The following is a 26476-nucleotide window of genomic DNA, read 5'->3' as shown; positions in this document are numbered from 1 at the left end:
TCAGGCCTCCTTTCCAAACAGCCCGGCGGGCCTCAGCATCAGCACCATGATCATCACTAGGAAGATCACGGTGTTGGCTGCCTCCGGGTAGTACACCTTGGTCAGCCCCTCGATCAGCCCCATGGCAAGACCGGTCAGGATGGCACCGAGGATCGAGCCCATGCCGCCGATCACCACCACCGCGAAGACCACGATCAACAGACTCGAGCCCATGGTCGGTGACACCGGGTACAAGGGCGCGGCGAGTACCCCGGCGAAGGCCGCCAGGGCCACCCCGAAGCCGTAGGTCAGGGTGACCAGCAGCGGCACGTTGACGCCGAAGGCCTGCATCAAGGCGGGGTTCTCGGTGCCCGCCCGCAGGTAGGCGCCAAGCCGGGTTCGCTCGATGATGAACCAGGTGCCCAGGCATACCACCAGGGCCGCCACCAGCACCCAGCCGCGATAGGTCGGCAGGAACATGAAGGGCAGCTTGATGCCGCCGCTCAACGCCTCGGGAATCGGGTAGCTGGCCCCGGACACGCCGAACAGGTTGATCAGGCTACCCTCGAAGATCAGCGCCAGGCCGAAGGTCAGCAGCAGCCCATAGAGGTGATCCAGGTGGGCGATGCGCCGCAGCACCAGACGCTCGAGCAGAGCACCGAAGGCGCCGACCACCAGCGGCACCAGCAACAGCGCCAGCCAGTAGTTGATGCCCAGGTACTGAGCCCCGAGCAGTGCAGCAAAGGCACCCAGCATGTACTGGGCGCCGTGGGCGAAATTGACGATCTTCAGCAGACCGAAGATGACCGCCAGCCCCAGGCTGAGCAGCGCATAGAAGGCGCCGTTGATCAGCCCCAGCATCAGCTGGCCCATGAACACCGCCAGCGGTACGCCGAATATCATGGTCATGATGATTTCCCTTGAGCATCAGGCCGGGGCACCACCCTGGTGACCCCGGCGTAGATCGAGCGCGGGCGGCTCAGTTGACGAGCTTGCAGGAACTCTCGGACAGCGGACGGTAGGCCTCTTCGGCCGGGATCGTGGCCTGGATCTCGTAAAGGTCCCACTCGCCCTCGGAGTCGGCGGGAGCCTTCACCTCGGCCAGGTACATGTCATGCACCATGCGACCATCCTCGCGAATCTGGCCATTGCGAGCGAAGAAGTCGTTGATCGGCGCCTCGCCCAGCTTGGCCCTGACGGTGGCAGGATCGTCGGTGCCGGCGTCTTCCAGCGCCTTCAGGTACTGGGTGGTGCTGGAGTAGATGCCGGCCTGAACCATGGTCGGCATCTTGCCCACCCGCTCGAAGTAGCGCTCGGCCCACTCGCGGGACTCGTCATCCATGTCCCAGTACCAGCCGGTGGTCAACAACAGGCCCTGAGTCGTCTCCAGGCCCATGGCATGGACGTCGTTGAGGAAGATCAGCAGGCCGGCCAGCTGCTGGCCACTCTGGGTCAGGCCAAACTGGCTGGCCGTCTTGATCGCGTTGACGGTGTCGGAGCCGGCGTTGGCCAGACCGACGATCTTGGCGCCGGAGCCCTGGGCCTGAAGGATGTAGGAGGAGAAGTCGCTGGTCGGGAACGGATGGCGAACGCGATCGATGATCGTGCCACCGTTGTCGGTGACCACCTTTTCCACGTCGCTCTCGAGGGCATGACCGAAGGCGTAGTCGGCGGTGAGCATGAACCAGCTGTCGCCGCCCTGCTCGACCACCGCCTTGGCGGTACCGTTGGCCAGCGGATAGGTGTCATAGACGTAGTGAATATGGTTCGGGGTGCAGTGTTCGTTGGTGATGCTCGAGGCCGCCGAGCCGGAAATGATGGCCAGACCACCGGCCTCCTCCAGCACCTTGGTCACGGCGATGGACACCGAGGAGGCGACCATGCCGGCCACCAGGTCGACGTTCTGCTGGTCGACCCAGCCGCGCACGGTGTTGGCGCCCACGTCGGCGCTGTTGCGATCGTCGGCGCTGAACACCTCGATGGGGGCACCGGCGACTTCGCCGCCGAAGTCCTCTACCGCCATCTTCAGCGCTTCGAGGCCGCCGGGGCCGGCCAGGTCACGGTAGGTGCCGGACATGTCGGCCAGATAGCCGATACGCACCTCGCCATCGCTGATGGCATCCTGCGCCATGGCCGACGATGCCAGGCCCAGGCCGGTGGCGGCGGCGACCGCCAGGGCCAGGTGGCGGCGGGCAAGACGGGGGGAGGAAGCGTGTACCTTGGTCATGGGAGGCTCCTGGGGCCAGCGGCCCTTGTTGTTGTTGAATAGGTTGTTGTTTAGAAAGTGGTTGTTGAACGGCTACTGCCGGACATCTTGTGGTTGATGCAAAGGTCCTCTAAGGCCTGGAAGACAGCGGCCATGGACACTAGACCCCGAGCAGGCTGTTGAGGTGCTCACGACGAGCGTCCAGATCACGCGCCTCGATGGTCTCGATGATGCGACCGTGTTCCATCACGAAGTGGCGATCGGCCAGGGGCGCGGCGAAGCGGAAGTTCTGCTCCACCAGCACGATGGTCATGCCCCGAGACTTGAGGGTAATCAGCACCTCGGCGAGCTTCTGGTTGATGACCGGTGCCAGCCCCTCGGTGATCTCGTCGAGCAGCAGGATCTCGGCCCCGGTACGCAGGATGCGGGCCATCGCCAGCATTTGCTGCTCGCCGCCGGACAGCCGGGTCCCCTGACTGCGACGCCGCTCGTAGAGGTTGGGGAACATGGCGTAGATGTCATCCAGGCTCATTCCGCCCGAGCGCACGGTGGGCGGCAGCAGCAGGTTCTCCTCGACGTCGAGACTGGCGAAGATGCCACGCTCCTCGGGGCAGTAGCCGACCCCCAGACGCGGGATGTGATGAGGCTTCATGGCCAGGGTCTCCTGGCCGTTGATCTTGATCGAGCCACTGCGCGAACCGACCATGTTCATGATGGTCTTCAGGGTGGTGCTGCGTCCGGCCCCGTTGCGCCCCAGCAGAGTCACCAGCTCTCCCCGCTTCACGCGCAGCTCCACGCCGTGCAGGATATGCGACTCGCCGTAGAAGGCGTTGACGTCCGCTAGACTGAGCGCCTCGTCGCCATGGGCGCCGACCGCCGGTGACGCAGTTGGCCTGTCGAGAGTCTGATTCATGCGCTGGCCTCCTCACCGACGCTGGCTTCACTGCCCATGTAGGCTTCACGCACCGCCGGATCGGCCGAGACGCTGGCATAGTCGCCTTCGGCCAGTACCGAGCCCCGGGCCAGCACGGTGATGCGATCACAAAGACGACTGACGACGCTCAGATTGTGCTCGACCATCAACACGGTACGCCCGGCAGAAACCCGCCGAATCAGCTCGACGATACGGTCGACGTCCTCGGCTCCCATGCCCTGGGTGGGCTCGTCGAGCAGCATCACGGTGGGCTCCAGCGCCAGGGTGGTGGCCACCTCCAGCGCACGCTTGCGTCCGTAGGGCAGCTCCACGGTGAGGACATCGGCGACGTCGGCCAGTCCCACCTGCTCGAGCAGTTCCATGGCACGCTGGTTGAGTGGCTCCAGCGAACGCTCTGACTTCCAGAAGTGGAAGGAGGTGCCGAGCTTGCGCTGCAGGGCCACACGCACGTTCTCGAGCGCGGTCATGTGGGCGAACACGGCGGATATCTGGAACGAACGCACCAGCCCCAGCCGCGCGATCTCGTTGGCCCGCATGCGGGTGATCGGCTTGCCGCGATAGAGGATCTCGCCGCGGGTCGGCGGAAGAAACTTGGTGAGCAGATTGAAGACCGTGGTCTTGCCGGCGCCGTTGGGGCCGATCAGGGCGTGGATATGCCCTTCCGTGATCTTGAGATCCACGCCGTCCACGGCGGTGAAGCCACGAAACGACTTGGTCAGGCCACGGGTCTCTAGCACGTACTGCTGGGTCATGTGGCGTCCTCTGCGGGACCGGGGTCCCTGGCTTGAGGTTGTTATGGTTGTTCGATGCCGCGATGGCGACGCTCTACTTTACGTTTACGTAAGCTAGAAGAGTCAAAGGCCCGACGCAATTGGCCAAGCGTTGAACAAGACCAAAGATGTATTCTCCGCATTTCAATAGGTTGCTTACGACAAACCGGCAACACCTTGGCCCCGCGAGGTTTTCCCCCTGAAAAGCACAAGGCCCCCGTCGCGCTGGCGCGACGGGGGCCTGAAAGAAGAGGCTCAAATGGTTCGGTCCTCGTCGAGCGACTGGTCAACCACCACGACCAGCGCCCGCGTCCTGCTCAGCACTCGATGGCGTTGACGGCGAGTCCACCCTTGGAGGTTTCCTTGTACTTCTCCTGCATGTCGGCGCCGGTGTCGCGCATGGTGCGGATGGCCTTGTCCAGCGAGATGAAGTGCTCACCATCACCGCGACAGGCCATCAGGGCGGCGTTGATGGCCTTGACCGAGGCAATCGCATTGCGCTCGATGCAGGGCACCTGGACCAGGCCTCCGACCGGATCGCAGGTCAGCCCCAGGTTGTGCTCGAGCCCAATCTCGGCGGCGTTCTCGACCTGGGGGACGCTGGCCCCCATGACTTCGGCGAGCCCGGCCGCGGCCATGGCGCAGGCCGATCCCACTTCGCCCTGACAGCCCACCTCGGCGCCGGAGATGGAGGCATTCTTCTTGCACAGGATGCCGACGGCACCGGCGGTCAGCAGGAAGTTGACCACGTCCTTCTCACAGGCACCGGGCTGAAACTTCATGTAGTAGTGCAGCACGGCGGGAATGATCCCCGCGGCGCCATTGGTGGGCGCGGTGACCATGCGCCCACCGGCGGCATTTTCCTCGTTGACCGCCAGGGCGTAGACGTTGACCCAGTCCATCGCCGAAAACGTCGTGGCGATCAGCCCCGCGTCATCGCCCATCGCCTCGAGACGGCGATACAGTGACGCGGCGCGACGCTTGACGTTGAGCCCGCCAGGCAACACCCCTTCCCCCTCGACACCACGGTTGACGCAGGCCTGCATGGCTTGCCAGATATCCCACAGACCGGAGCGCACCTCGGCTTCGCTGCGCCAGGCCTTCTCGTTTTCCAGCATCAGCTCGCTGATGCTCATGCCATGCAGACGACACAGCGCCATCAGTTCCGCGCCGCTGTTGAAGTCGTAAGGCAAGGGGGTGGTGTCGGAATCCAGCGCTCCGTCCCGGGCCTGGGCCTCGTCGATGACGAAGCCACCTCCGACCGAGTAGTAGGTCTCGCGCTTGACCTCCTCGCTGTGCCCCTTGGCCACCAGCGTCATGGCGTTGGGGTGATAGGGCAGGCTCTCCTCGTGCCATTGCAGGTCTCTGGCCCACAGGAAAGGCACCGCCACCTGACCACCGAGCAACAGGGTCTGGCTCTCGAGCAGCTCTTCGATGCAGGGGCCAACAACGGCCGGATCGATGCGGTCTGGACGCTCACCCATCAGTCCCATCACGCAGGCGCGATCGGTGGCGTGGCCCTTGCCGGTGGCCGACAGCGAACCGTAGAGGTGAATCTCGATCCCCGCGACGCGCTCCAGCAGGTCCTGCGACCGCAGCGCCTCGACGAAGTCGTAGGCGGCCTTCATCGGCCCCACGGTGTGGGAGCTGGACGGCCCGATCCCGATCTTGAACAGGTCGAATACGCTGATAGCCATGGCGCTGCCTCTTGTACGAATGACGCGAAGTGTGGGGCATGAGGGGCGGAGGTCCGAGACCTGCGAGGTCAATTTCGCTAAAGCGAGGGCTGTCGTTCCTCCGGGATATCGTTATGCTGGCTGCCATCGCTTCGATGGACAAGGCAGAATATCTTGCCTTCACTATAGCTCAGCTAAACCATACCTAAACCACCGCCATACCACGGCCAGACCATGACCTCTTGTCGGAACACATCGCAATGAGTCGACTGCTCAACGCCCAGACCCACGCCTGGCTGAAGGGGTTCGCCGTCAGCGCCCGCCACCTGTCCTTCACCCGAGCGGCGGAGGAACTGCACGTCACCACCGGCGCCGTCAGCCAGCAGATCAAGCAACTGGAGGACCGGCTGGGCTTCAAGCTGTTCCGACGCCTGCCCCGTCGCCTGGAACTGACCGAAGAAGGCAAGCGCCTGGCCGCCGTGGTGGACGACGCCTACCAGGCGGTGGGACTCGAGGTGAGTCGCCTGCGCAGCGGGGTAATGAGCGGGGTCATCCGCCTGCGCTCGGTGCCCTCCTTCCTCAACAAGTGGCTGATGCCCCGCCTGCCGCGTCTGCAGGCCAGGTTTCCCGATATCGAACTGCATATCACCGCCGAGGACAGCAACATCTCGTTGCGTGACGGCGACTTTGACCTCGCGCTCGACCTCAACGACGGCCACTATCCGGGACTTGCCATCACCCCGCTGATGCAGGAACGCATCTTCCCGGTCTGTTCACCCGGCCTGCTGAAGGGCCGCCCACCACTCAGACGTCCCGAAGACCTGGCCTGGTACCCGCTGCTGCATGACATCACCGCCTGGCGCGGCAGCCAGGAGTATGGCGAGTGGCGCCACTACCTGTCCGCCATCGGCGCCCCTTCGATCAATCTGGAGCGTGGCTACACCTTCAACCGCAATCACCTCACCATGGAGGCCGCCATCGCCGGCATGGGCGTGGCGATCGCCCGGGAAACACTGATCACCAGCGAGTTGAAGAGCGGCGCCCTGATCGCCCCCTTCCGTGCCCGCGTCGACAGTGGCAAGCAGTACGGCATCGTCCACGCGGCAGGCGCCACCGACGATCGCCGGGTCAAGGCCGTGCACGACTGGCTGGTGGAGGAGGCCAGCCGCAGCACAAACCACTAACCCCCGTGCCTGGACGAGCGGCCCTGACCAGGTCATCGGGCACCTGTCTTGCGCCTTACCTATGCTGTATAAGCATATGGCGAAGACTGGCGAAGAATCCTTCGGGATTCCCAGACACTCCCCCGGCTCGACGGGTATAATCACGCCCAGATACACCCCTTTTCTGGAGATTGAGAGGGATGCTCAATACCCCCCCTTCCATCACGCCTACCATCAGCTTTCGCGCGACCTGCGCCAGAGCCTTGCTCTATATCCTGATCATCGGCGCGATGATGCAGGGCGTGCTGTGGGAGACCGGCCTGCCCGAAAAGATTCGCTTCAGCGAAGTCGGCTTTACCGAGAGCATGCAGACACTGTGGCTGCTGATCAGCTGCCTCTTGCTGATCTACGCCCGCCAGGTGCTGGGCGGCCTGCCACGGGTGACGCTATTGATGTTCGGTCTGCTCGGCGCCGCCCTGATTCGCGAGCAGGACGCCTTTCTCGACGCCTACGTTTTCGACGGCGCCTGGCAGACCCTGGTGACCCTGCTGCTGCTGCCCATTCTCTATTGCGTGCTTCGCCAGCGTCACGCCTTCGTACGCGAGTTCGAGGAGTTCGTCGAAAGCTTCGCCTTCGGCCTGTTTGCAGCAGGCTTCCTTTGCACCTTTGCCTTCTCGCGGCTCTACGGCCGCAGCGAGATGTGGGAGGCCCTGCTCGCCGAACGCTACGTCAGGGTATTCAAGGACGCCGCCGAAGAGGTCACGGAACTGTTCGGGTACACCCTGCTGATGTTCGCCATGGTCGAACTGGTGCTGTGGATCCGCCGGCGCCAGGCCAGAAGCGAATAGCTCGCGACCACCACAGCGTCGTGACACGACAACGCCCGCGGCCATCACCGCGGGCGTTGTCGCTTTCAGCCTTCGCTCGCCGGAAACGCTCGCGTGCGGCAGCGCTTCACCCTGATTCGATGACATGAAAAAACGCCCGTGGCTTTCGCCACGGGCGTCCTGTGCTCACCCTACTGCTTCGCTGTCGACGCAAGCCCTGCTCGGTCGAGACAGGCGTTACTCGTCGAGGAAGGAGCGCAGCGGTTCGGAGCGGGTCGGATGGCGCAACTTGCGCAGCGCCTTGGCCTCGATCTGACGGATACGCTCGCGGGTCACGTCAAACTGCTTGCCGACCTCCTCGAGGGTGTGGTCGGTGTTCATGTCGATACCGAAGCGCATCCGCAGCACCTTGGCTTCGCGGGCGGTCAGGCCACCGAGCACGTTGCGCGTGGCTTCGACGAGGCCCTCGCCGGTGGCCGAGTCGATCGGCAGCACCATGGTGGAGTCTTCGATGAAGTCACCCAGGTGCGAATCGTCGTCGTCACCGATCGGCGTCTCCATGGAGATCGGCTCCTTGGCGATCTTGAGCACCTTGCGCACCTTGTCTTCCGGCATCTCGAGACGCTCGCCCAGTTCTTCAGGCGTCGGCTCGCGCCCCATCTCCTGCAGCATCTGCCGCGAAACGCGGTTGAGCTTGTTGATGGTCTCGATCATGTGCACCGGAATACGGATAGTGCGCGCCTGGTCGGCGATGGAACGCGTGATCGCCTGACGAATCCACCAGGTGGCGTAGGTCGAGAACTTGTAGCCGCGACGATATTCGAACTTGTCCACCGCCTTCATCAGGCCGATGTTGCCTTCCTGGATCAGGTCGAGGAACTGCAGGCCGCGATTGGTGTACTTCTTGGCGATGGAGATGACCAGACGCAGGTTGGCCTCGACCATCTCCTTCTTGGCACGGCGAGCCTTGGCCTCACCGATGGACAGGCGACGATTGACCTCCTTCACCTCGCTCACCGGCAGCTGGATCATCTCCTCCTCGAAGGCGATCTTGCGCTGGGCACGCTGAACGTCGGCCTTGAGCGGCGCGAGACGATCGGCGTAGCGGGCGTTGTCGGCCATGAAGTCGTCGAGCCAGTCGAGCCGGGACTCGTTGCTCGGGAAGGCCTTGATAAAGGCCTTGCGCGGCACCTTGGCCTGCTTCACCAGGAGCTGCATCACCGTCTTTTCCTGGGCACGCACCTGCTCGACGCTGATGCGGACCTGTCCGACCAGACGTTCGAAGTGCTTGGGCACCAGCTTGATCGGAGAGAACAGCTCGGCCAGACGTGCCAGCTCTTCCTGAGCCTCACGGGACTGACGACCGTGGGTCTCGATGGCGGCGTTGGCGGCCTGGCTCTGCTCGCGAATCTGCCCGAAACGCGCACGGGCCTCTTCCGGATCCGGGCCACCACCGGAGTCGTCCTCTTCTTCCTCGCCGTCTTCGTCGTCGTCGCTGGCAGCCTGCTCGTCCACCTCGGGCACTTCGGCCTCGGCCACGCCGGGGATGCCTTCGTCGGGGTCGATGAAGCCGGAAAACAGGTCAGAGAGACGTCCCGGCGCTTCCTCGTCCTGGGTGGCATCGTAGGCATCGAGGATCGACTCGACGGCACCCGGCACATAGGCCAGCGCCGACATGACTTCACGGGTGCCTTCTTCGATGCGCTTGGCGATCTCGATCTCGCCTTCACGAGTCAACAGCTCGACGGTGCCCATCTCGCGCATGTACATGCGCACCGGGTCCGTGGTGCGACCGACATCGCTTTCCACCGCGGCCAGGGCCGCCACTGCCTCTTCAGCCGCGGATTCATCGGTTGAGTGATCCGACATCATCAGGGTATCTTCGTCGGGAGCTTCCTCGACGACGTTAATACCCATGTCATTGATCATGCCGATGATATCTTCCACCTGGTCGGGGTCGGCGATATCTTCGGGAAGGTGGTCGTTGACCTCGGCATAGGTCAGGAAGCCCTGTTCCTTGCCGCGCGCGATCAACTCCTTCAGACGTGACTGCTGCTGCGCATTTCCAGCCATAGAAACCCTATCTCGACGAAGAAGAATGAAGCACCTGAAGCGCTAAGGTGGAGAAACTCGGTAAGCCGGACAGTATAGCGGTTTTGGGGCCACTTCTGCCAGTCTGGAGTGTTTGCGCGATGTCTCAGGTGTGTTAGTTTATCTGGTTGCGCCACTTGTCAGCGCCGTATCCCTTAGATGGTGATGGTAGGACAAAATTCAACCCTACCCACATCCATACCTCATATTTGTCGTCGAACGCTCACAGGTTCTTACCATTGGTGGTAGCCGAACCTGCCGTCGTGACAGCGCTCGCGCCCTGCCGCAAGCGACCTAGCGCCCCGCCGCCAGCAACTCCATCAAGCGCCCGCGTTCTTCACTCGACAACCGCTCGCCGGACTGTTGCCGCCTCAGCAAGGCGTCGATCTCTTCCTGCCGGGACGGGGTCTGACTGGCTCTCTGAAAATAGCTCACCAGACCATCGAGCTCCGCCGCCCTGGCTGCCACCGGGATCAACAACTCCCGTCGCGCCAGCGCCGCCAGCCGCTCACCGTCCTCGCTACCGTGGAAGTGCATCAGCAGCACCTGAGCGCTTGAGTAGCCGCCAGCGCGCAGCAAGGTAATGACCTCCCGGCACAGCCGGGCGTCCTCGTCCTGCCCCCCGCACCAGTCCAGCGATTCGGGCAAGCGCTCCACCAGCCTGGGCTCGTGAACCAGCAATTGCAGGGTTCGCGCCATCAGGCCAAGGGCGCCCCCGGAACGGCGCGGCCGTGGCGCCGGCTCGCCGTCCTCGACGACGGGTTCGAAAAACTCATCGACCGGCGCGACGTCGTTGTCCTCGGGCGCCGGCGCCAGCAGCGCCTCGAAGCGCGACTGCTCGACCCCGGTGCGACGCGAGAGTTCGGTCAGCATCAGCGACTTGAGCACCCCCTGCGGCAGCTTCTCGATCGCTGCCAGCACCTGACTGGCGTAGCGCTCTCGCGACTCAAGCTGCGCCAGATCGCGCCCCTGGGCGGCGTGCTCGAACAGAAACTCCGACAGAGGGCTTGCGCACGTCACCCGATCCTCGAAGGCCTCGGTTCCCTCCTTGCGCACCAGGGAGTCGGGATCCTCTCCCTCCGGCAGGAACAGGAAGCGTGCCTGGCGACCATCGATCATCTCCGGCAGCACCGTTTCCAGCGCCCGCGCTGCCGCCTGGCGTCCCGCCTTGTCGCCGTCGAAGCAGAACACTACTTCGCTGACCAGACGGAACAGCCGACGCAGGTGATCGGCGGTGGTGGCGGTGCCAAGCGTCGCCACCGCGTTGCGAATGCCGAACTGGGCCAGCGCCACCACGTCCATGTAGCCCTCGACGATCAGCAGGCGTTCCAGGCGATGATTGGCCTGACGTGCCTCATAGAGGCCGTAGAGCTCGCGCCCCTTGTGGAACACCGGCGTCTCGGGCGAGTTCAGATACTTGGGCTTGGCGTCGCCCATCACTCGGCCGCCGAAGCCAAGCGTCCTGCCGCGAATGTCGCGGATCGGAAAGACCACCCGGTCGCGGAAGCGGTCGTAGCTGCGGCCACTGTCCTCGTGATGCACCAGCAGGCCGTACTCGATCTGCACCGACTCATCGACGCCCTGGCTGCCCAGGTGTCGCTTCAGCGCCTCCCACTGGGCCGGCGCGTAGCCGATGCCGAAGGTCTCGCGCACCTCATCGGACAGCCCTCGACCCTCGAGGTATTCGCGCGCCGCCTTGCCTTCCGGCATCTTGAGCCGCTCGCGAAAATAGCTGGCCGACATTTCCAGCAGGTTGACGCCTTCCTTGCGCTTCTTCTCGCGGGCCTGGGCGCGAGGGTCGTCCGCCCCTTCCCTCGGCACTTCCATTCCCATCCGCGAGGCCAGCTGCTCCACCGCTTCGGGAAACCGCAGCTTGTCGTACTCCATCAGAAAGCGCAGGGCGTTGCCGTGGGCGCCGCAGCCGAAGCAGTGATAGAACTGCTTGTCCGCACTGACCGTGAAAGACGGGCTCTTTTCCTGGTGGAAGGGGCACAGACCGGAATGGTTGCGCCCGGCCTTTTTCAGCTTGACGCGCTCTCCCACCACTTCGACCACGTCGACGCGGGCAAGGAGATCATCGATGAAACGCTGGGGAATCTGACCGGCCATATTCTGCTCGACAGGAGCTCTCTCGACTGAAGCGCGCTAGTCTAGACTGAAACGCGCTAGACAATGCACTAGCAGGAGCAAGAGAAGCGAAGCGGGAGTCGGCGACAAACGTCAGAAAAACAAGCGGCCACCTCAATGGCGGCCGCTTGGCGTCCTCCTGAACCGAGGGCGGCGGACCGCGCTCGACTCAAGTACGGATCAATAGAGCCGTTCGAAACGCTTGCGCTCGCGCTGGAGCTTCTTGGCGTGACGCTTGACAGCGGCAGCAGCCTTGCGCTTGCGCTCGGCAGTCGGCTTCTCGTACTGCTCACGACGACGAACCTCGGACAGAACGCCGGCTTTTTCACAGGAACGCTTGAAGCGACGCAGAGCGACGTCAAACGGCTCGTTATCACGTACTTTGACAGAAGGCATTAAGCACTCACCTACCTTGGGTAACTTGAGTTCGGTTTGTACGCACACCTTCAAGGCCAATACCTCGCACCACTCCTTGTCCGGCCAACCCTTGAGCTGACAACAGCTCAGCGCAGGAACCCTGCGGGCATGACCTGAAACGGAACAGAGACGGGGGAAGCGAGCCCTGGATGCACGACCCAGTCTTGCAGCGGACAGTATTTTAGTGACCATCCCGCTTTCTTGCAAATGCTTTCGTCTCGCTCACCCTTCAATCTGTACCCGCCGCCAGCGCTGCTTGCCTGCCACAAGGCGCGCCGCGGCCGCCGAAAGGGAGCCCGTCGCTTATGCAGCGGAAGCCAAATCGGCGTAGAATACTCCCCCCTTTCACCGTTTCCCGAGCCCGATCCATGCGCGTACTAGGCATCGAAACCTCCTGCGACGAGACCGGCGTCGCCCTTTACGACACCGACCGCGGCTTGCTGGCCGATGCGTTGCATAGCCAGGTGGCGATGCACGCGGACTACGGCGGTGTGGTGCCGGAACTCGCCTCTCGCGACCATACCCGGCGCCTGCTGCCGCTGATCGACCAGGTGCTCTCTGGAGCACAGCTCGAACGCACCCAGCTGGACGCCATCGCCTACACGGCAGGCCCCGGGCTGGTCGGCGCGCTGATGGTCGGCGCCAGCACCGCCCACGGCATGGCCCGCGCACTCGGCATTCCGGTGCTCGGCGTTCACCATATGGAAGGACACCTGCTCGCTCCCATGCTCGAGGACGAGCCTCCGGCCTTTCCCTTCGTGGCATTGCTGGTCTCGGGCGGCCACACCCAGCTGGTCCAGGTTGACGGCATCGGGTGCTATCAACTGCTGGGCGAATCGGTGGACGATGCCGCCGGTGAAGCCTTCGACAAGGCTGCCAAGATGCTGGACCTCGATTACCCCGGCGGCCCGCGGGTAGCTGCCCTGGCCGAGGGCGGCGACCCGGGCCGCTTCCGCTTCCCCCGGCCGATGACCGATCGCCCGGGTCTCGACTTCAGCTTTTCGGGGCTCAAGACCCACACCCTGACCGCCATTCGTCAGTTAGAACAGGCTGGCCAGCTCGACGACCAGGCCCGCGCCGACGTCGCCAGAGCCTTCGAGGAGGCCGTCGCCGACACCCTGGCGATCAAGTGCCGTCGGGCCCTCAAGCAGACCGGGCTCACCCGCCTGGTGGTGGCCGGCGGTGTCAGTGCCAATGTGCGCCTGCGCGCCAAGCTGGAAGAAGCGACGCGAAAACAGGGGGCTCGCGCCTACTACCCTCGCGGCCGCTTCTGCACCGACAACGGCGCCATGATCGCTTATGCGGGAGCCCAGCGTTTGATCGCAGGAGAAAAGGATACCGTGGGTCAGATGAAGGCGGTGCCGCGCTGGCCGATGGATCAACTCAGCGCGCCGTAGTCGACTAGCAAGAAGAAAGGGCCATGATTGCGCTCTCTATACGCCCAGGAGCCCAGCCTGCCCCATCGAGCCGGTCGCTTTACAGGTGGGGCTCCTTGCCCTGGCGCAACCGGCCGATATTGATGGCGTGGCGGGCCACCACAAGACCGGCGAACACCAGCACTACCCAGACAAAGTCCGGCGCCAGCCACAGGCTCAGCAGCGGGGCCAGGGTGGCGCTGGTCAATGAGGCCACCGCCGCGGTGTGCGCCCACCAGGCAAGCAGCGCCCAGATCACGGCGCTGACCAGGGCTACCCCAGGGGTCAACAACAGCATCACGCCGAAGGCGCTGGCCACCGCCTTGCCACCACGGAAGCGATACCACGCCGGGTAGCAGTGGCCCAGCAGCACACCGAGCCCCACCAGGCCTAGCCCCCAGGGCGGCAGTTCGAGCCACAGGCCGAGCAGCAGCACCGGCCAGCTTTTCAGGGCGTCGATCGCCAGCGTCGCCAGCGCCAGCGGCACGCCGTGCTGGCGAAGCACATTGGAGAAGCCGGGATTGCAGGAGCCGCTGAGCCGCGGATCCGGGCGCCCGGCCCAGCGGCAGACGCTGATGGCGCCCAGCCAGGTGCCGCTCAGGTAGGCAAGAGCGGTCAAGGGCAGTATCACTTCCAACGATGAACCCATGGCGACTCCTGACCCGACGCAACCGGTGCTGGCGAAAGATGCCACACTCAAGGGCATTCCGTCGTAGTTTGCCAGTACGAGCACTCGCGAGTCACCCGCGGCCTGTTTCCCGGGGGGCGGCTCAAGTACAATCGGGCGCCTTGTCACACCTGCTTTTCCCGGTTCTTGCTTAGCGGCCGGGAGGACAATCACCGGGGATCACCGATGGATCAGGTACTGATCGAAGGCCTTGAACTGGATACCGTCATCGGCGTCTATGACTGGGAGCGCAGCATCACCCAGCGCCTGACGCTGGACCTGGTGCTGGCCACCGACATCCGCGCTGCAGCGCAAGACGATGACCTGAGCCAGACCCTCGACTATGACGCCATCAGCCGTCGCATCGGGGTCTTCGCCGAAGAACACAGCTTCGAGTTGGTGGAAACCTTCGCCGAGCGGCTGGCGGAACTATTGCAGGAGGAGTTCGGCGTGCCCTGGCTGAAGATGACCCTGCGCAAGCCCGGGGCGGTGGCCAACGCCCGCGCCGTAGGCGTCAGCATCGAGCGCGGTCAGCGCCCCGGGGGCCACTGATGGCGCTGGTAACCCTGAGTCTTGGCAGCAATATCGAGCGCGACCAGCATATTCGCGTCTGCCTGGACGCCCTGTCGGAGACCTTTGGCGAGCTTGCCATCTCGCGGGTCTACGAAAGCAAGCCGGTCGGCTTCGAAGACGGTCGCAACTTCTACAACCTGGTGGTCGCCCTCTACAGCGACTGGTCCGTTGGCGAACTGCAGGCCTGGTGCAAACGTCTCGAGGCCGCCAATGGTCGACGCAAGGACAGCCCCAAGTTCAGCCCTCGCACCCTCGACGTGGACATCCTCACCGTCGGCGAGCAGGTAGGCGACATCGACGGCGTCAGCCTGCCGCGAGGCGAAATCCTGCACCACGCCTTCGTGCTCTGGCCCATGGCCGAGCTGCTGCCGGAGCACCGCCACCCCCTCGACGGGCGCTGCTATCAGGAGATCTGGCAGGCCTTCGACGCGGACGACCAGCCGTTGTGGCCCATCGAGTTCCACTGGGGGGATCGGGCGCTGCCTTCACGCGCAGCACTCGAGGGGACTCTCGAGCAGTAGCCCCGCAAGCCCGCTAGCGCCAGGCGTCTTCCAGGACGGCAAGCCGCCTGTGTCGTAGCTCCTGACCCAGCGCCGCACCCTTGAAGCCCTCATCGAGCAGGTCTCTGGGCGAGAGCGCCAGCGCCGTACGATAGCCCAGCGCCAACCGTTCGGCGTCCCCGGGACGCCTAAGTGCCAGCACCGCCAGCAGCGGCGCCACCCGCTCACCGCGGCGCCAGGCGTCGATGCCATCGAGCCAGTCCATGGCGATCAACGGCGCCGAGCGATCACCGTCCTGAGCAAGCGACGACGCCAGCTGTCGGGTCGACGCTAACTGATGCCCGGCGTCACGATAGTCGTTGGGTAGCTTGAGGCGCTCCTCCAGGGCCTTGCGTGCGGGCGCACTCAGTGCCTCCACCAGTCGCCCCCAGCGCCAACAGGGCGAACCGGACAACGCCTCGGGCAATCTCGTCATCCGAACAAGCGCACGCTCCAGGGCATCACCGCCCGCCTCGTTCAGCGCCGGCATCAGCCGCTTAAGTGCACCGCAGGCGGCCAGGGCATCGAAGTAATGCCGCGGCTCGGGCTCGCCGAGCGCTTTCTCGGTCTCCACCCAGACCCGCTCGGCCACCAGATGGTCGAGCTCACCGCTGTCGGCCAGTTGGCGCATCAGCGCCTGGGTCGGTTCGGCGATGCGAAAACCAAGACCTGCATAACGGGCCAGAAAGCGGGCGGTACGCAGCACCCTCAAGGGATCCTCGACGAAAGCCGGGCTGACGTGGCGCAGCAGTCGATCATCGAGGTCTCGACGGCCATCGAAGGGATCCACCAGCGCGCCGTCGAGTGACTCGGCCATGGCGTTGATGGTCAGATCGCGGCGGGCCAGGTCTTCCTCCAGGGTCACCTCGGGGCTGGCGTGCACCACAAAGCCGGTATAGCCGTGACCAGACTTTCGCTCGGTCCGCGCCAGGGCGTACTCTTCGTGGGTCTCGGGGTGCAGAAATACCGGAAAGTCGCGCCCCACCGGGCGAAAACCACGCTGGCGCATGGCCTCGGGGGTGGCACCGACCACCACCCAGTCGGTGTCCTTCACCGGCCAGCCAAGCAGCGCGTCGCGTACCGCGCCACCCACCCGATAGACCTCCAGCCCCGCACAAGGCTCGTCGCCCTGACGCTGCTCGCGTTCCTGGGTCATGACGCCATCCGGCTCACCCGTTCGGGCAGGCGATGCTGCCACTCGGTAAAGCCACCATCGAGGCTGTAGACGCGCTCGAAGCCCTGGGCGCTGAGCCAGCTTGCCGCCTGCTGGCTGGAATGGCCGTGATAGCACACCACTACCAGGGGTCTATCCTTCGGCGTCTGTTCGACCAACGGCCCTACGCTGTGGTTGTCCAGATGGCGGCTGCCGGGAATGTGGCCCTGGGCGTAGCTGCCGGGATCGCGAATATCGACGAGACACAGCTCGCCTTGCTCATCGAGCCACTGGCTCAGGCGCTCGATATCCAGATGTTCGAAGGCGGCGGACGTCATATGGACTCCTTGATAAAGGGAAGGGTCGGGCACGGGGAAGTGGGTCTCGGCGAGTGGCCTGCGGCGTTACGCAAACTGCCGACTGGGCACGCTGATGCGCTCGCCGCTGTCCAGGTCCAGCGCGGTCAGGCTGCCGCCCCAGACGCAGCCGGTATCCAGCGCCTCGGCGCGAACCCGACTGCCGCTGGCCTCGCCGTTGAGCGCGGCCCAGTGGCCGAACAGCAGCCAGGGATCATCCTGGCGAGGGTACTGAAACCAGGGAGCGAAGCCATCCGGCGCACTGTCCAGGCCTTCCTTGGCGTCGAAATCCAGGCGCCCCTCGGCGTCGATGAAGCGCATACGGGTCAGGGTGTTGACGATGGCCCGCAGGCGGTCGACCCCTTCCTGGTGCGGCTTGAAGCGGCGCGGACGATTGCCGTACATGCGCGTGAGAAAATCGCCGGCACGCTCGCCGGTCAGCATCCACTCGACCTCACCGGCCAGCGACTCGGCCTGATCCAGCCCCCACTGGGGCGGCAGGCCGGCGTGGGTCATCAGGGTATTGCCATCGCGCACCAGCAGCGGCCTGGCCTGGAGCCAGTCGAGCAGGGTCTCGCGATCCTCGGCCTCTAGAATATCGTCGATGGTGTCCTTGCGCTTGGTCGCGGCGCCACCTCGCGCCACCGCCAGCAAATGCAGGTCGTGGTTGCCTAGCACCACCCTGGCCGCCTCCCCCAGCGCCATCACTTCGCGCAGGCAGGCCAGCGACCCCGGCCCGCGGTTGACCAGATCTCCGGCCAGCCACAACTGATCCCGACGCGGATCGAAGTCGAGCGCCTCGAGCAGGGCGATGAATTCCTCATGACAGCCTTGAAGGTCACCGATAGCGTAGCGTTTCATAGGATCTCGGGGCTCTTGAAGGGCGTTCGATTCGCCAGATCAGTGAATCTGGTTGGGTGTGGCCAGGCGAAACACCGTGATCGGCACCTCGAAGGGACGCTGGCTGGCGGTGTCCACGCAGGTGTAGGCCCCTTCCATGAACCCTACCGGCCCGTCGAGAATGGCACGACTGGTGTACTGAAAGGTCTGACCGGGGCCTATCATCGGCTGCTTGCCGACCACCCCCTTGCCACGAACCTCCTGGACCTGCCCGCTGGTCTGGGTGATCTTCCAGAAACGCGCCATCAACTGAATATTCCCCGGCGAATGATTGTGCACCGTCACCGTGTAGCTGAACACGAAGCGGTTCTCCATCGGCGAAGATTCATCTTCACGATAGGCGGGCTCCACATCGACCCTTACGTCGGGCATCTCGCTCATGACGGATTCTCCTCTGCACTCAAGGCGTTGGCGATGGACACGAACTCTTCCACCTCCAGCGTCTGGGGCCGCCGGCTCGGATCGATACCGAGGGCCTCGAGGGCGTCACCGTCGATGCGTCCCTTGAGATTGTTGCGCAGCGTCTTGCGCCGCTGACCGAAGGCCTCGCGCACCACGTCGAACAGCAACGTCTCGTCCTTGGCCCGCCCCTGGGGTCGCTCACGCGGGGTCAGCCTGACGATGGCCGAGTCCACCTTGGGACGCGGCACGAAGGCCTCCGGCGGTACCACGAACAGCGAATCGACGTCGCAGAAGTACTGCGCCAGCACCGACAGCCGCCCACGATCACCTCCGCCCGGTGGCGCCGCAAGACGATCCACCACCTCCTTCTGCAGCATGAAGTGCATGTCCTGGATGGCGTCGCCAGCCTTGAGCAGGTGCGAGATCAGCGGGGTCGAGATGTTGTAGGGAAGGTTGCCGACGACCCTGAGTGGCTGGCCCTCGCCGCGTAGCGCAACGAAGTCCATCTTGAGGGCGTCGCCTTCGTGGATGACGAAGTTCGGGTGATTGAAGAATTGCACCCGCAGCCCCGGAATCAGGTCCCGGTCCAGCTCGATGACCTCGAGATCACCGTCGGTGGCATCGAGCAGTGGTTCGGTCAGCGCCCCCTGGCCTGGGCCGATCTCGACCATACGGTCGCCGGGGCGCGCCCCGATGGAACGCACGATGCGCGAGATGACGCCGGGATCACGCAAGAAGTTCTGACCGAAGCGCTTGCGGGCCCGGTGCGCCGTGGGGCGGGATGACATGCTTGAATCCTTTGCAAAACGAGGGTTGGGGTGACGGACCTTCAGCGCTCGGCCACCCGGCTGCCCATATCCTCGGCGAGGGCAATCGCCACCGCCAGGCTATCGGGACTGGCAGTGCCATGCCCGGCCAGGTCCAGGGCGGTGCCGTGGTCCACCGAGGTCCGTGCCAGCGGCAGCCCTAATGTGATGTTGGCGGCCTGGCCGAATCCCGAATACTTGAGCACCGGCAGACCCTGGTCATGATACATCGCCAGCACCGCGTCGACGCCGTCGAGATGACGCGGGGTGAACAGGGTATCCGCCGGCAGCGGCCCGTCAAGGGCCAGTCCTTCTTCACGTAGCCGTTCGAGCACCGGGGTGATGATCTCGATCTCTTCGCGCCCGAGATGCCCATCCTCGCCGGCGTGGGGGTTCAGACCGCACACGGCGATCCGCGGAGAGACAACGCCAAAGAAGTCTGTCAGGTCCCGGGCCAGAATACGCAGCACTCGCTCGAGACCCTCTCGAGACAGCGCGTCGGCCACCTCGCGCAGCGGCAGGTGGGTGGTCGCCAGGGCCACCCGCAGCGGTATCGAACGCAATGAATCAGTGGTGGCGTCGGCCGAGACGACGCGCCCGTGCAGGGCGCTGTCGGTGGCCAGCATCATGACCACCTCCTCGACCCCGCAGGCATCGCGCAGGTACTCGGTGTGGCCGGTGAAGTGGTGATGGCCCGCGTCGCGGATCACCCCCTTGTGCAGCGGCGCCGTGACCATCGCCGAGGCCTTGCCGGCCAGGCACTGGGCCACCGCCATATCCAGGGTCTCGAGCACATAGTCGGCGTTGGCCGTCGACAGCACGCCAGGCTCGCTGGCCTCCTTGAGCGCGACCGGCCACACCGCCAGACGCTGCCGGCGCGGCCCCGGATGCGCCTCGCCCGGTGCCACTATTACCACCTCGACATCCAGTCCGAGCGCCAAGGCGCGAGCCCTCAACAGCTCTGGGTCGCCAATGGCGACCCAGTCGGTGGCGTGGCGCGCAGCCAGCATCAGGGCAAGCTCGGGACCGATGCCGGCGGGTTCGCCGGTGGTCACCACGATCGGTGCCTTCATCCGCTGCGACATCAGCCCTGGTTCAGGCGCTTCTCGACGAAGGCCTCGCCGCGAATTTCCTGAACCCACTTCTCGAGTTCATCGCCGGCCTTGCGCTGGAAGATCGCCTGGCGCGCCTCCTCGCGGCTGGTACCGACGCCTTGCTGCTGCAGATAGCGCTCGACCTCGGACTCGGAGATGTTGATCCGGCTGGACACCTGGGCCTGCTGGACCTTCATGATCAGCATCTCGCGACGGATCTGATCACGCACCTGGGACAGGCTCATGCCCTGGGACTCGAGCCGATCGGCGAACTGCTCCAGGCTGACACCGTTCTGGTTGGCCACGGCGCGCACCTGACGATTGAGCTCGGTATCGTCGACGCTCAGGTTCATGCGCTCGGCCATCTGCACCTCGATCTCCTCGACGATCATGCGGTCCAGAATCTGCTCACGCAGGGCCTGCTCCGGAGGAGTGTCCATGTCGCTGGCGCGCAGTCTGGCCATGGCCTGCTCGACACGGTCATCGAGCTGGGAGGCCATGATGGCGTCCTCGTTGACCACGGCGACGATCCGATCCAGCGGCTGGCGGTAACCGTCCTGGGCGTGGGCCGCCACGGTAGTCAGTGCCAGACAGGCGGCCATCGCCAGGGCGGCAAGGGGTCGGCTACGCATAGTCATGCTTCCTCGTTCACTCAGATTCGATGCGGCGAGCACGTCTCGTGCTCGCCGTTGGGGATACGCCAGGGTATTTAGTTCAGGCCGGGACGGTAACCGGGCACCGCAGACTGGAAGTAGGTGTCCGCGTCGCCACCGATGCCACCGAAGCCCTTGAGCACAAAGCGCAGGAAGAGCCCGCGATCCGTGGTGTCGTCCTCGATGTTGTTGGCGGTGTCCTCGTCTTCGATCCACTCGCGCCACACGACCTGCACACCATAACAGCAGTCGTTCCACTGCACACCCGCCATCTGGTCGAGGGCACGGTCGTTGGTGTTGTCGTAGAGCACCCGGCCGATGACGTCGAAACGATCCGTCGCCTTGTAGGCGAAGGACATGTCGTACTCTTCGCGGTTGTAGTTGCGAACGTCATCGTCATCGTCGGCGTTGTCGAAGCCTTCGATCTCCCAGCGGTAGCCCAGGTTGAGCACGTGACCGGCGTCGGCACGGTACTGCACGCCAAGGCCGGTGCTCTCGGTGCGACTCTCCTCGTCGTCGTAGAGCCACTGCCAGCGGGTGCTCCAGTTGTCGGTGATCTGCCAGTTGATTCGGGTCACCCAGGGCGAACGATCGCGGGTGGCTTCGTAGTAGTCGAACGACTCCTCATCACCGGGCAAGGTGTCGGGATCACCGGCCATATCGATATTGCGGTCCTCGAAGTAGGCCGACTGCCCGACCCCGACAGACAACCGCTCGCGGCCGCTCTGGTCTTCGAGGAAGCGGCTTTCCACGCCGTAGGACAAACGGTTCAGGTCACCCAGACGATCGCCGCCGGAGAAGCGGTACGGCGACCACAGCTGGCCCCACGAGAACGCCAGCTCCTCGGTGTCGAAGTCGGGGAAGTCGCTCTGGTCGCGCTCCGGTACGTAGGCGTAGTTGAGGCGTGGCTCGAGGGTCTGGCGCCAGTCGTCACCGCCAAAGGCGAAGTCGCGCTCGAAGATCAGCCCGGCGTCGATGGTGGTCACCGGTGCGGTCAGCGTCGGGCTCTCGCTGTTGTCGGTGATGCGCTCGTCATAGTCGAGGTCATAGCTCGTGTGCTGCAGCGCCACGCGGGGTTCGAAGAAGCCCCAGCTCGGCTCGAAGCGGTAGCCCACCGCCGGCGCCAGATCCAGGCGGGCGCCCTTGACGTCTTCCCTGAGCGGGATGCGGCGCTGGGTATCCTCGTAGTCGTAGAAGCCGTTCTCGTCGCCCTCGATATCGCGCCAGAAGTAGGTGGCGTTGGAGTTCCACTCCTGATAGAAGCCGAGGTCCTGGGACCAGCGGCCGTTGGCGGTCAGGCTCGGCAGCCGGTAGAAGGGCTTGTCGCCTTCGTCGACCGGATCGTCCAGCAGCTGATAGCCCTGGGCCTTGGCCTGGAGGTTCCAGGTGTCGCCGAGGTAGTCGATCTGGGCCAGACGCGCCATGTTGCTGGTATCGGTCTCACCAAAGGTACGCCCGAAGTCATCGAAATAGCGGCCGTCACTGGCGGCGCCATAGCGCAGCCGGTAGGGAACGCGCGAGCTGAAGCGCCCGTAATGGCTGTAGTCGAAGTACCAGCGTTCGTCGCCGTTCTCGAGCTCGGTGGTGGAGTCGTCATCTCCGGCGGACTCGTCGTCACCGATGTAGGCGCCTTCCAGAGTGCCCTGATCGGTGGGAAACAGGTAACGGAACTCCGCCCCCATCAGTAACCCGCTGTCGTCGATCCAGCGCGGGGTGATGGTGGCGTCATAGTTGGGCGCCAGATTCAGATAGAAGGGCTGTGCGTAGTCGACACCACCGTCGGAGACGCCGATGGTCGGCCACAGGAAGCCTGTCTGGCGCCGCTCGTCGATGGGAAAGCGCACCCAGGGCCAGTAGAACACCGGCACATCGCCTACCTCCAGGCGGGCATGCTTGGCGGTACCGTAGCCCTGATTGCGATCCAGCAGAATATCGTTGCCGATCAGGCGCCAGGTGCTGTCGCCAGGCTCACAGGTGGTGAAGCTGGCCTCGCGCAGACGAAAGACGTTGTCACTGACTCGCTCGAGCTGGATGGCATCGCCGCGCAGGCGCGACTCGTGGGCCACGTAGTGGGCCGAATCGATGGTGGCCTGGTCGCTGTTCAGCGACACCTCGGCGCTGTCACCGCGCACCAGCAGGCCCTTGTCGCGCAGGGTCAGGGGACCACTGGCGTTGGCCAGGTCACGCTCCGGTGGTACCTGCACCCGGGTTGCCTCGAGCTGGGTATCGCCCTTGCGCAGCACCACTTCACCGTCGAGCACGGTGTCACCGTCGGTGCCGTAGTTGGCGGTGTTGGATTCGCTGTTGACCTGGCCATCGATGGCCGGCGCAGGAAGGCGGTATTCGGGCTGAACGTAGTAGCCTCGGCACACCGTCCCGGCGGGACGGTCATCGCCCCAGGGCTGCCAATCCATCTGGCTTGCCGGCAGGGGTTCAGGTGGGGCCGCCCACAGGGGGGACGACACCAGACTGGTGGTGGCGAGGCCCGCCAGGGCCGTCCATGCGTATCGCTTGGCCATGTTGCACGCTGTCCTCGACGGGGTGAATCGGTATTATACAGGCCGCGGCCGACCTGTAACGCCGATCTGTTCCAACGAGATTCGCGCCACGGCCGCCCTTGATCCATGCACAGCATGCGGTGAGGCCAACGGAGCGTCAACCGACATTGGCATCCTTCGCCCTGCCGCCACCAGGAGTTTTCCCCCCGATGTCCCAGGCTGAAAGCCCCCGCCGACTCGAGCAACTGCGCCTTTGGGCACAGGCACAGCACCCGTCCATCGAGGGCTCGAGCGATCTCGTGCTGGCCGCCGGCGACGCCAGCTTCAGGCGTTACTACCGCCTCACCCTGGAAAGTGGGGAGACCCGCATGCTGATGGACGCCCCACCCCCCCAGGAGGACGTCGGCCCCTTCGTCGCCATCGCCCGTGACTGGCACGCAGCGGGCCTGCCGGTACCCCGGGTCTATGCCGTGGACGCCGACCAGGGCTTCGTGGAGCTTGAGGACCTCGGCGACGAGCCGCTGCACCTGGCCCTCGACGGTGCCGACGAGGCCACCACCCACGCCCATTTCGACGCCGCCATCGCGCTGCTCGAGGAGCTTCAGCGGAAGGCTCCGAGCGATAGCCTGCCGCCCTACGACGCCGTAACGCTGGCCCGGGAGCTGGACCTGTTCCCCGACTGGTGCCTCGCCCAGTGGCTGGAGTTGGATGGCCAGCCTCCCGGCTGGCCTGCGCTGCGCCAGGCGCTGATCGAACAGGCGCTGGCCCAGCCGGTGGTCACCGTGCACCGCGACTTCGATGCCATGAACCTGATGCGTCACGCCGCCGAACTGTGGTTGATCGACTTCCAGGACGCCCTGGCAGGCCCCATCACCTATGACCTGATCTCGCTGTTGCACGGGCGCTATCGGCGCTTCGATGCGGCCACCCGGGCGGCCTGGAGCGAGGCTTTCCGCCAGCGCGCGATAGCCGACGGGCGCCTGTCTGACTCGGTGGATAGCGACAGTTTCCTGCGCTGGGTCAATGCCATGGCTGCCCAGCGTGCGCTCAAGGTGCTCGGCATCTTCTGTCGCCTGACCCTGCGCGACCAGCGCGACGGCTACCTGGCGCGTCTACCTCACTTTCTTGCCCATCTTCAGGACAGCCTAGAGGGGCTGGAGGGCCTCGCGGGACACGCCGACTTCAGCGCCTGGGTCGAAGACAGCCTGCGCCCGCTGATCGAAGCCCGCGTCGCAGAGGTGCGCCCATGAAAGCCATGATCCTGGCCGCCGGTCTCGGCAAACGCATGCGGCCGCTGACCGACCACTGCCCCAAACCCCTGTTGCCGGTGGCCGGCGAACCGCTGATTGGCCACCACCTCAGGCGCCTGGCCGGCTGCGGTATCGAACAGGTGGTGATCAACGTCAGCTACCGTGCCGACCAGATTATCGAGACCCTGGGCGACGGTGAACGCTACGGGGTATCGATTGCCTACAGTCGCGAGGACGAGCCGCTGGAGACCGCCGGCGGTATCGCCAAGGCTCGCCCACTGCTCGGCGAGGAGCCCTTCGTGCTGGTCAGCGCCGATGCCTTCTGCGACATCGACCCCAGCGCCCTGCCCTCTCTGGAGGGCGATCTGGCCCATCTGGTGCTGGTCGACAACCCCGTCCACAACCCGGACGGCGACTTCCACCTGGCGGCCGGCGGCAGAGTTTCGAGCGACGGCTCGCCAAAGTTGACCTACTCGGGGATAGCGCTGATCGACCCGCGTCTGGTGAATGACCTGCCCGCTCCCTGCTATCCTGTCGCTCCACTGCTTCGCGAGGCCATGGCCCGCGACCTCGTCGCCGGCACCCACCATCGGGGAGACTGGGTCGACGTGGGTACGCCCGAGCGCCTCGAGGCGTTGAATCACAGACTCGGCGGCGCTCCTGGCGAACGCTGATTGAGTCCGGCTGCATCCTGCAGACCGCATCAAAAAACATCGACATCACTATCGCAGAAAAAGAAGGAATCCCCATGAAAGCCAGCGTCAAATGGACCGACGGCCGTCAGTTCGTGGCCGAATCCGGTAGTGGCCACGCCGTGGTCATCGACGGCCCCCCCGATCACGGTGGCCGCAACACCGGGCCGCGCCCGATGGAGATACTGCTGATGGGCATGGGCGCCTGCACCTCCTTCGACGTGCTGGAGATCCTCGAGAAGTCCCGCGCCCCGGTGGAAGACTGCGTCGCCGACATCGAGGCCGAACGCGCCGACAGCGTGCCGTCGGTGTTTACCAAGATCCACGTGCACTTCACCGTCACCGGCAAGGGGCTCAAGGAAAAGCAGGTCCAGCGCGCGGTGGAACTCTCCGCCGACAAGTACTGCAGCGCCTCCATCATGCTGGCCAAGGGCGGCGTCGAGGTCACCCATTCCTACACCATCGTCGAATCCTGAGGCCGCTTCGAGCGCCGCGCAGCAGCGAGCGCCTCGGATCGACAGCCACCCTCACGCAAAAGCCCCTGCCGATCGGCAGGGGCTTTTGCGTGAGGGCGAGGCCATCGCAGCATCAGGCGCTGGCCACCGGCACAGGATCAGATGCGGTAGACGCTCTTGGTCATCACCCTGGACATCAGCGTCATGCCGGCCTTGACCGGGCCAGGGAACCTGGCGCCACCAGCCTCCAGCGCCTGCTGGGCGTGGTGGGCCTCGTCGATGGCCATCTGCCTGAGCACCGCCCGGGAGCGCTTGTCCCCTTCGGGCAAGGTCTCGAGGTGCTCGTCCAGATGCTTGCCAACCTGCTCCTCGGTGGCGGCGACAAAGCCCAGGCTGACACGATCGCCAACCGCCCCCGCCAGCGCCCCCATGCCGAAGGACGCCGCATAGAACAGCGGATTGAGTCGACTGGTCGGCGCATTCAACTCCCTGAGCCGGTCCTCGCACCAGGCAAGGTGATCGATCTCTTCCTGGGCGGCTTCCTCCATCTGGCCGCGCACCTCCGGCAATTTGGCGGTCAGGCCCTGGCCCTGGTACAGCGCCTGGGCGCATACCTCTCCGGTGTGGTTGATGCGCATCAGGCCGGCCGCGTGATGGCGCTCATCCGGGCTCATTTCGCCGTCATGGATCGTATCGACCGCGGGCGTCGGCCGAGATGCCCGCGCCGCCCCCGGCACCAGGGTGCGCAATACATTGTCGAACTGATGGATGGCCCGATCAGCGGGACTGAGGGAGCGGGACATGGCGCGATCCTTGTACGACTAAGTGAGCCA

Annotated in this window: 26 protein-coding genes; 8 read left to right on the top strand and 18 right to left on the bottom strand. The window is 64.9% G+C overall.

From position 1 onward, the window contains the following. The 5 genes from NFG57_RS03830 to NFG57_RS03810 form a co-directional block, all read right to left on the bottom strand. On the bottom strand, nt 1-888 hold the full coding sequence (locus NFG57_RS03830; RefSeq protein ID WP_045991867.1) for a branched-chain amino acid ABC transporter permease: 888 nt from the start codon (nt 886-888) through the stop codon (nt 1-3). A 70-nt stretch (nt 889-958) separates the two neighbouring features. Beyond that, nucleotides 959-2206: an ABC transporter substrate-binding protein gene (locus tag NFG57_RS03825; protein ID WP_045991866.1), complete on the bottom strand. Its 1248-nt coding sequence runs from the start codon at nt 2204-2206 to the stop codon at nt 959-961. Nucleotides 2207-2345: 139 nt separating this feature from the next. Continuing rightward, on the bottom strand, nt 2346-3098 hold the full coding sequence (locus tag NFG57_RS03820) for an ABC transporter ATP-binding protein (RefSeq protein ID WP_045991865.1): 753 nt from the start codon (nt 3096-3098) through the stop codon (nt 2346-2348). Beyond that, nucleotides 3095-3871, bottom strand: coding sequence for an ABC transporter ATP-binding protein (locus tag NFG57_RS03815; RefSeq protein ID WP_124802746.1), 777 nt, complete (start codon nt 3869-3871; stop codon nt 3095-3097). The genes NFG57_RS03820 and NFG57_RS03815 overlap by 4 nt, the downstream gene beginning before the upstream one ends. 335 nt (nt 3872-4206) lie before the next feature. After that, nucleotides 4207-5586 (bottom strand): L-serine ammonia-lyase, encoded by a 1380-nt coding sequence (locus NFG57_RS03810; protein WP_348815404.1) that lies wholly within the window; start codon nt 5584-5586, stop codon nt 4207-4209. Between the two features lie 239 nt (nt 5587-5825). Between NFG57_RS03810 and NFG57_RS03805 the strand changes: the two genes are divergently transcribed. After that, the gene (locus tag NFG57_RS03805; RefSeq protein ID WP_108448077.1) at nt 5826-6749 is read left to right on the top strand and encodes a LysR substrate-binding domain-containing protein; all 924 of its coding nucleotides are present in this window, start codon (nt 5826-5828) and stop codon (nt 6747-6749) included. A 179-nt stretch (nt 6750-6928) separates the two neighbouring features. After that, nucleotides 6929-7576, top strand: a complete 648-nt coding sequence (locus NFG57_RS03800) for a hypothetical protein (RefSeq protein ID WP_222515612.1) — start codon at nt 6929-6931, stop codon at nt 7574-7576. A gap of 216 nt (nt 7577-7792) precedes the next feature. Here NFG57_RS03800 and rpoD read toward each other — a convergent pair whose 3' ends face one another. The 3 genes from rpoD to rpsU form a co-directional block, all read right to left on the bottom strand. Continuing rightward, on the bottom strand, nt 7793-9628 hold the full coding sequence (gene rpoD / locus NFG57_RS03795; RefSeq protein WP_108131339.1) for an RNA polymerase sigma factor RpoD: 1836 nt from the start codon (nt 9626-9628) through the stop codon (nt 7793-7795). A 312-nt stretch (nt 9629-9940) separates the two neighbouring features. Next, nucleotides 9941-11755: a DNA primase gene (gene dnaG, locus NFG57_RS03790; protein ID WP_045991859.1), complete on the bottom strand. Its 1815-nt coding sequence runs from the start codon at nt 11753-11755 to the stop codon at nt 9941-9943. A gap of 198 nt (nt 11756-11953) precedes the next feature. After that, the gene (gene rpsU / locus NFG57_RS03785) at nt 11954-12169 is read right to left on the bottom strand and encodes a 30S ribosomal protein S21 (protein ID WP_013333229.1); all 216 of its coding nucleotides are present in this window, start codon (nt 12167-12169) and stop codon (nt 11954-11956) included. Between the two features lie 389 nt (nt 12170-12558). On the opposite strand from rpsU, the gene tsaD reads away from it, so the two are divergent. Further along, on the top strand, nt 12559-13587 hold the full coding sequence (gene tsaD, locus NFG57_RS03780) for a tRNA (adenosine(37)-N6)-threonylcarbamoyltransferase complex transferase subunit TsaD (RefSeq protein WP_108131338.1): 1029 nt from the start codon (nt 12559-12561) through the stop codon (nt 13585-13587). Nucleotides 13588-13666: 79 nt separating this feature from the next. On the opposite strand, the gene NFG57_RS03775 is transcribed toward tsaD, so the two are convergent. Continuing rightward, nucleotides 13667-14254, bottom strand: coding sequence for a glycerol-3-phosphate acyltransferase (locus tag NFG57_RS03775; RefSeq protein ID WP_045991857.1), 588 nt, complete (start codon nt 14252-14254; stop codon nt 13667-13669). Between the two features lie 204 nt (nt 14255-14458). Between NFG57_RS03775 and folB the strand changes: the two genes are divergently transcribed. Both folB and folK read left to right on the top strand, forming a co-directional pair. Next, nucleotides 14459-14824: a dihydroneopterin aldolase gene (folB, locus tag NFG57_RS03770; RefSeq protein WP_045991856.1), complete on the top strand. Its 366-nt coding sequence runs from the start codon at nt 14459-14461 to the stop codon at nt 14822-14824. Continuing rightward, on the top strand, nt 14824-15366 hold the full coding sequence (gene folK, locus NFG57_RS03765) for a 2-amino-4-hydroxy-6-hydroxymethyldihydropteridine diphosphokinase (protein ID WP_045991855.1): 543 nt from the start codon (nt 14824-14826) through the stop codon (nt 15364-15366). Before folB ends, folK begins: the two co-directional genes overlap by 1 nt. Nucleotides 15367-15379: 13 nt before the next feature. Here folK and NFG57_RS03760 read toward each other — a convergent pair whose 3' ends face one another. From NFG57_RS03760 to NFG57_RS03725, 8 genes are all read right to left on the bottom strand, one after another. Beyond that, a complete protein-coding gene (locus NFG57_RS03760; protein WP_287163115.1) occupies nt 15380-16540 on the bottom strand; it encodes a polynucleotide adenylyltransferase in 1161 nt (386 codons plus the stop codon). After that, nucleotides 16537-16875 carry a thiosulfate sulfurtransferase GlpE gene (gene glpE / locus NFG57_RS03755; protein ID WP_222515613.1) on the bottom strand — a complete coding sequence of 113 codons (339 nt, stop codon included), beginning with the start codon at nt 16873-16875 and terminating at the stop codon, nt 16537-16539. Before glpE ends, NFG57_RS03760 begins: the two co-directional genes overlap by 4 nt. Nucleotides 16876-16941: 66 nt before the next feature. Then, nucleotides 16942-17754 carry a symmetrical bis(5'-nucleosyl)-tetraphosphatase gene (locus NFG57_RS03750; protein ID WP_108448070.1) on the bottom strand — a complete coding sequence of 271 codons (813 nt, stop codon included), beginning with the start codon at nt 17752-17754 and terminating at the stop codon, nt 16942-16944. Between the two features lie 39 nt (nt 17755-17793). Beyond that, nucleotides 17794-18174, bottom strand: a complete 381-nt coding sequence (apaG, locus tag NFG57_RS03745; RefSeq protein WP_045991851.1) for a Co2+/Mg2+ efflux protein ApaG — start codon at nt 18172-18174, stop codon at nt 17794-17796. Then, nucleotides 18171-18983, bottom strand: a complete 813-nt coding sequence (rsmA, locus tag NFG57_RS03740; protein WP_108448069.1) for a 16S rRNA (adenine(1518)-N(6)/adenine(1519)-N(6))-dimethyltransferase RsmA — start codon at nt 18981-18983, stop codon at nt 18171-18173. Before rsmA ends, apaG begins: the two co-directional genes overlap by 4 nt. A gap of 41 nt (nt 18984-19024) precedes the next feature. Then, the gene (gene pdxA, locus NFG57_RS03735; RefSeq protein WP_222515614.1) at nt 19025-20074 is read right to left on the bottom strand and encodes a 4-hydroxythreonine-4-phosphate dehydrogenase PdxA; all 1050 of its coding nucleotides are present in this window, start codon (nt 20072-20074) and stop codon (nt 19025-19027) included. Between the two features lie 11 nt (nt 20075-20085). Next, the gene (locus NFG57_RS03730) at nt 20086-20727 is read right to left on the bottom strand and encodes a SurA N-terminal domain-containing protein (protein ID WP_045991849.1); all 642 of its coding nucleotides are present in this window, start codon (nt 20725-20727) and stop codon (nt 20086-20088) included. 77 nt (nt 20728-20804) lie between these two features. Then, nucleotides 20805-23267: an LPS-assembly protein LptD gene (locus NFG57_RS03725; protein WP_045991848.1), complete on the bottom strand. Its 2463-nt coding sequence runs from the start codon at nt 23265-23267 to the stop codon at nt 20805-20807. Between the two features lie 188 nt (nt 23268-23455). Here NFG57_RS03725 and NFG57_RS03720 point away from each other — a divergent pair, with 188 nt between their 5' ends. The 3 genes from NFG57_RS03720 to NFG57_RS03710 all read left to right on the top strand — a co-directional run bounded on the left by NFG57_RS03720 (nt 23456) and on the right by NFG57_RS03710 (nt 25664). After that, nucleotides 23456-24496, top strand: coding sequence for a phosphotransferase (locus NFG57_RS03720; RefSeq protein WP_045991847.1), 1041 nt, complete (start codon nt 23456-23458; stop codon nt 24494-24496). Then, entirely contained in the window at nt 24493-25170 is a 678-nt protein-coding gene (gene murU / locus NFG57_RS03715; RefSeq protein WP_045991846.1) for an N-acetylmuramate alpha-1-phosphate uridylyltransferase MurU, read from the top strand. The genes NFG57_RS03720 and murU overlap by 4 nt, the downstream gene beginning before the upstream one ends. 74 nt (nt 25171-25244) lie before the next feature. Next, complete coding sequence (locus tag NFG57_RS03710) at nt 25245-25664, top strand: OsmC family protein (protein ID WP_348815400.1); 420 nt, start codon at nt 25245-25247, stop codon at nt 25662-25664. Between the two features lie 137 nt (nt 25665-25801). On the opposite strand, the gene coq7 is transcribed toward NFG57_RS03710, so the two are convergent. Further along, nucleotides 25802-26446 (bottom strand): 2-polyprenyl-3-methyl-6-methoxy-1,4-benzoquinone monooxygenase, encoded by a 645-nt coding sequence (gene coq7, locus NFG57_RS03705; RefSeq protein WP_108131334.1) that lies wholly within the window; start codon nt 26444-26446, stop codon nt 25802-25804. Nucleotides 26447-26476: the final 30 nt, after the last annotated feature.

Origin of the sequence: Halomonas sp. H10-59, assembly GCF_040070555.1 — a bacterium.
Taxonomy (GTDB): domain Bacteria; phylum Pseudomonadota; class Gammaproteobacteria; order Pseudomonadales; family Halomonadaceae; genus Halomonas; species Halomonas litopenaei.
This window is presented reverse-complemented; position numbering and strand designations above follow the sequence as displayed.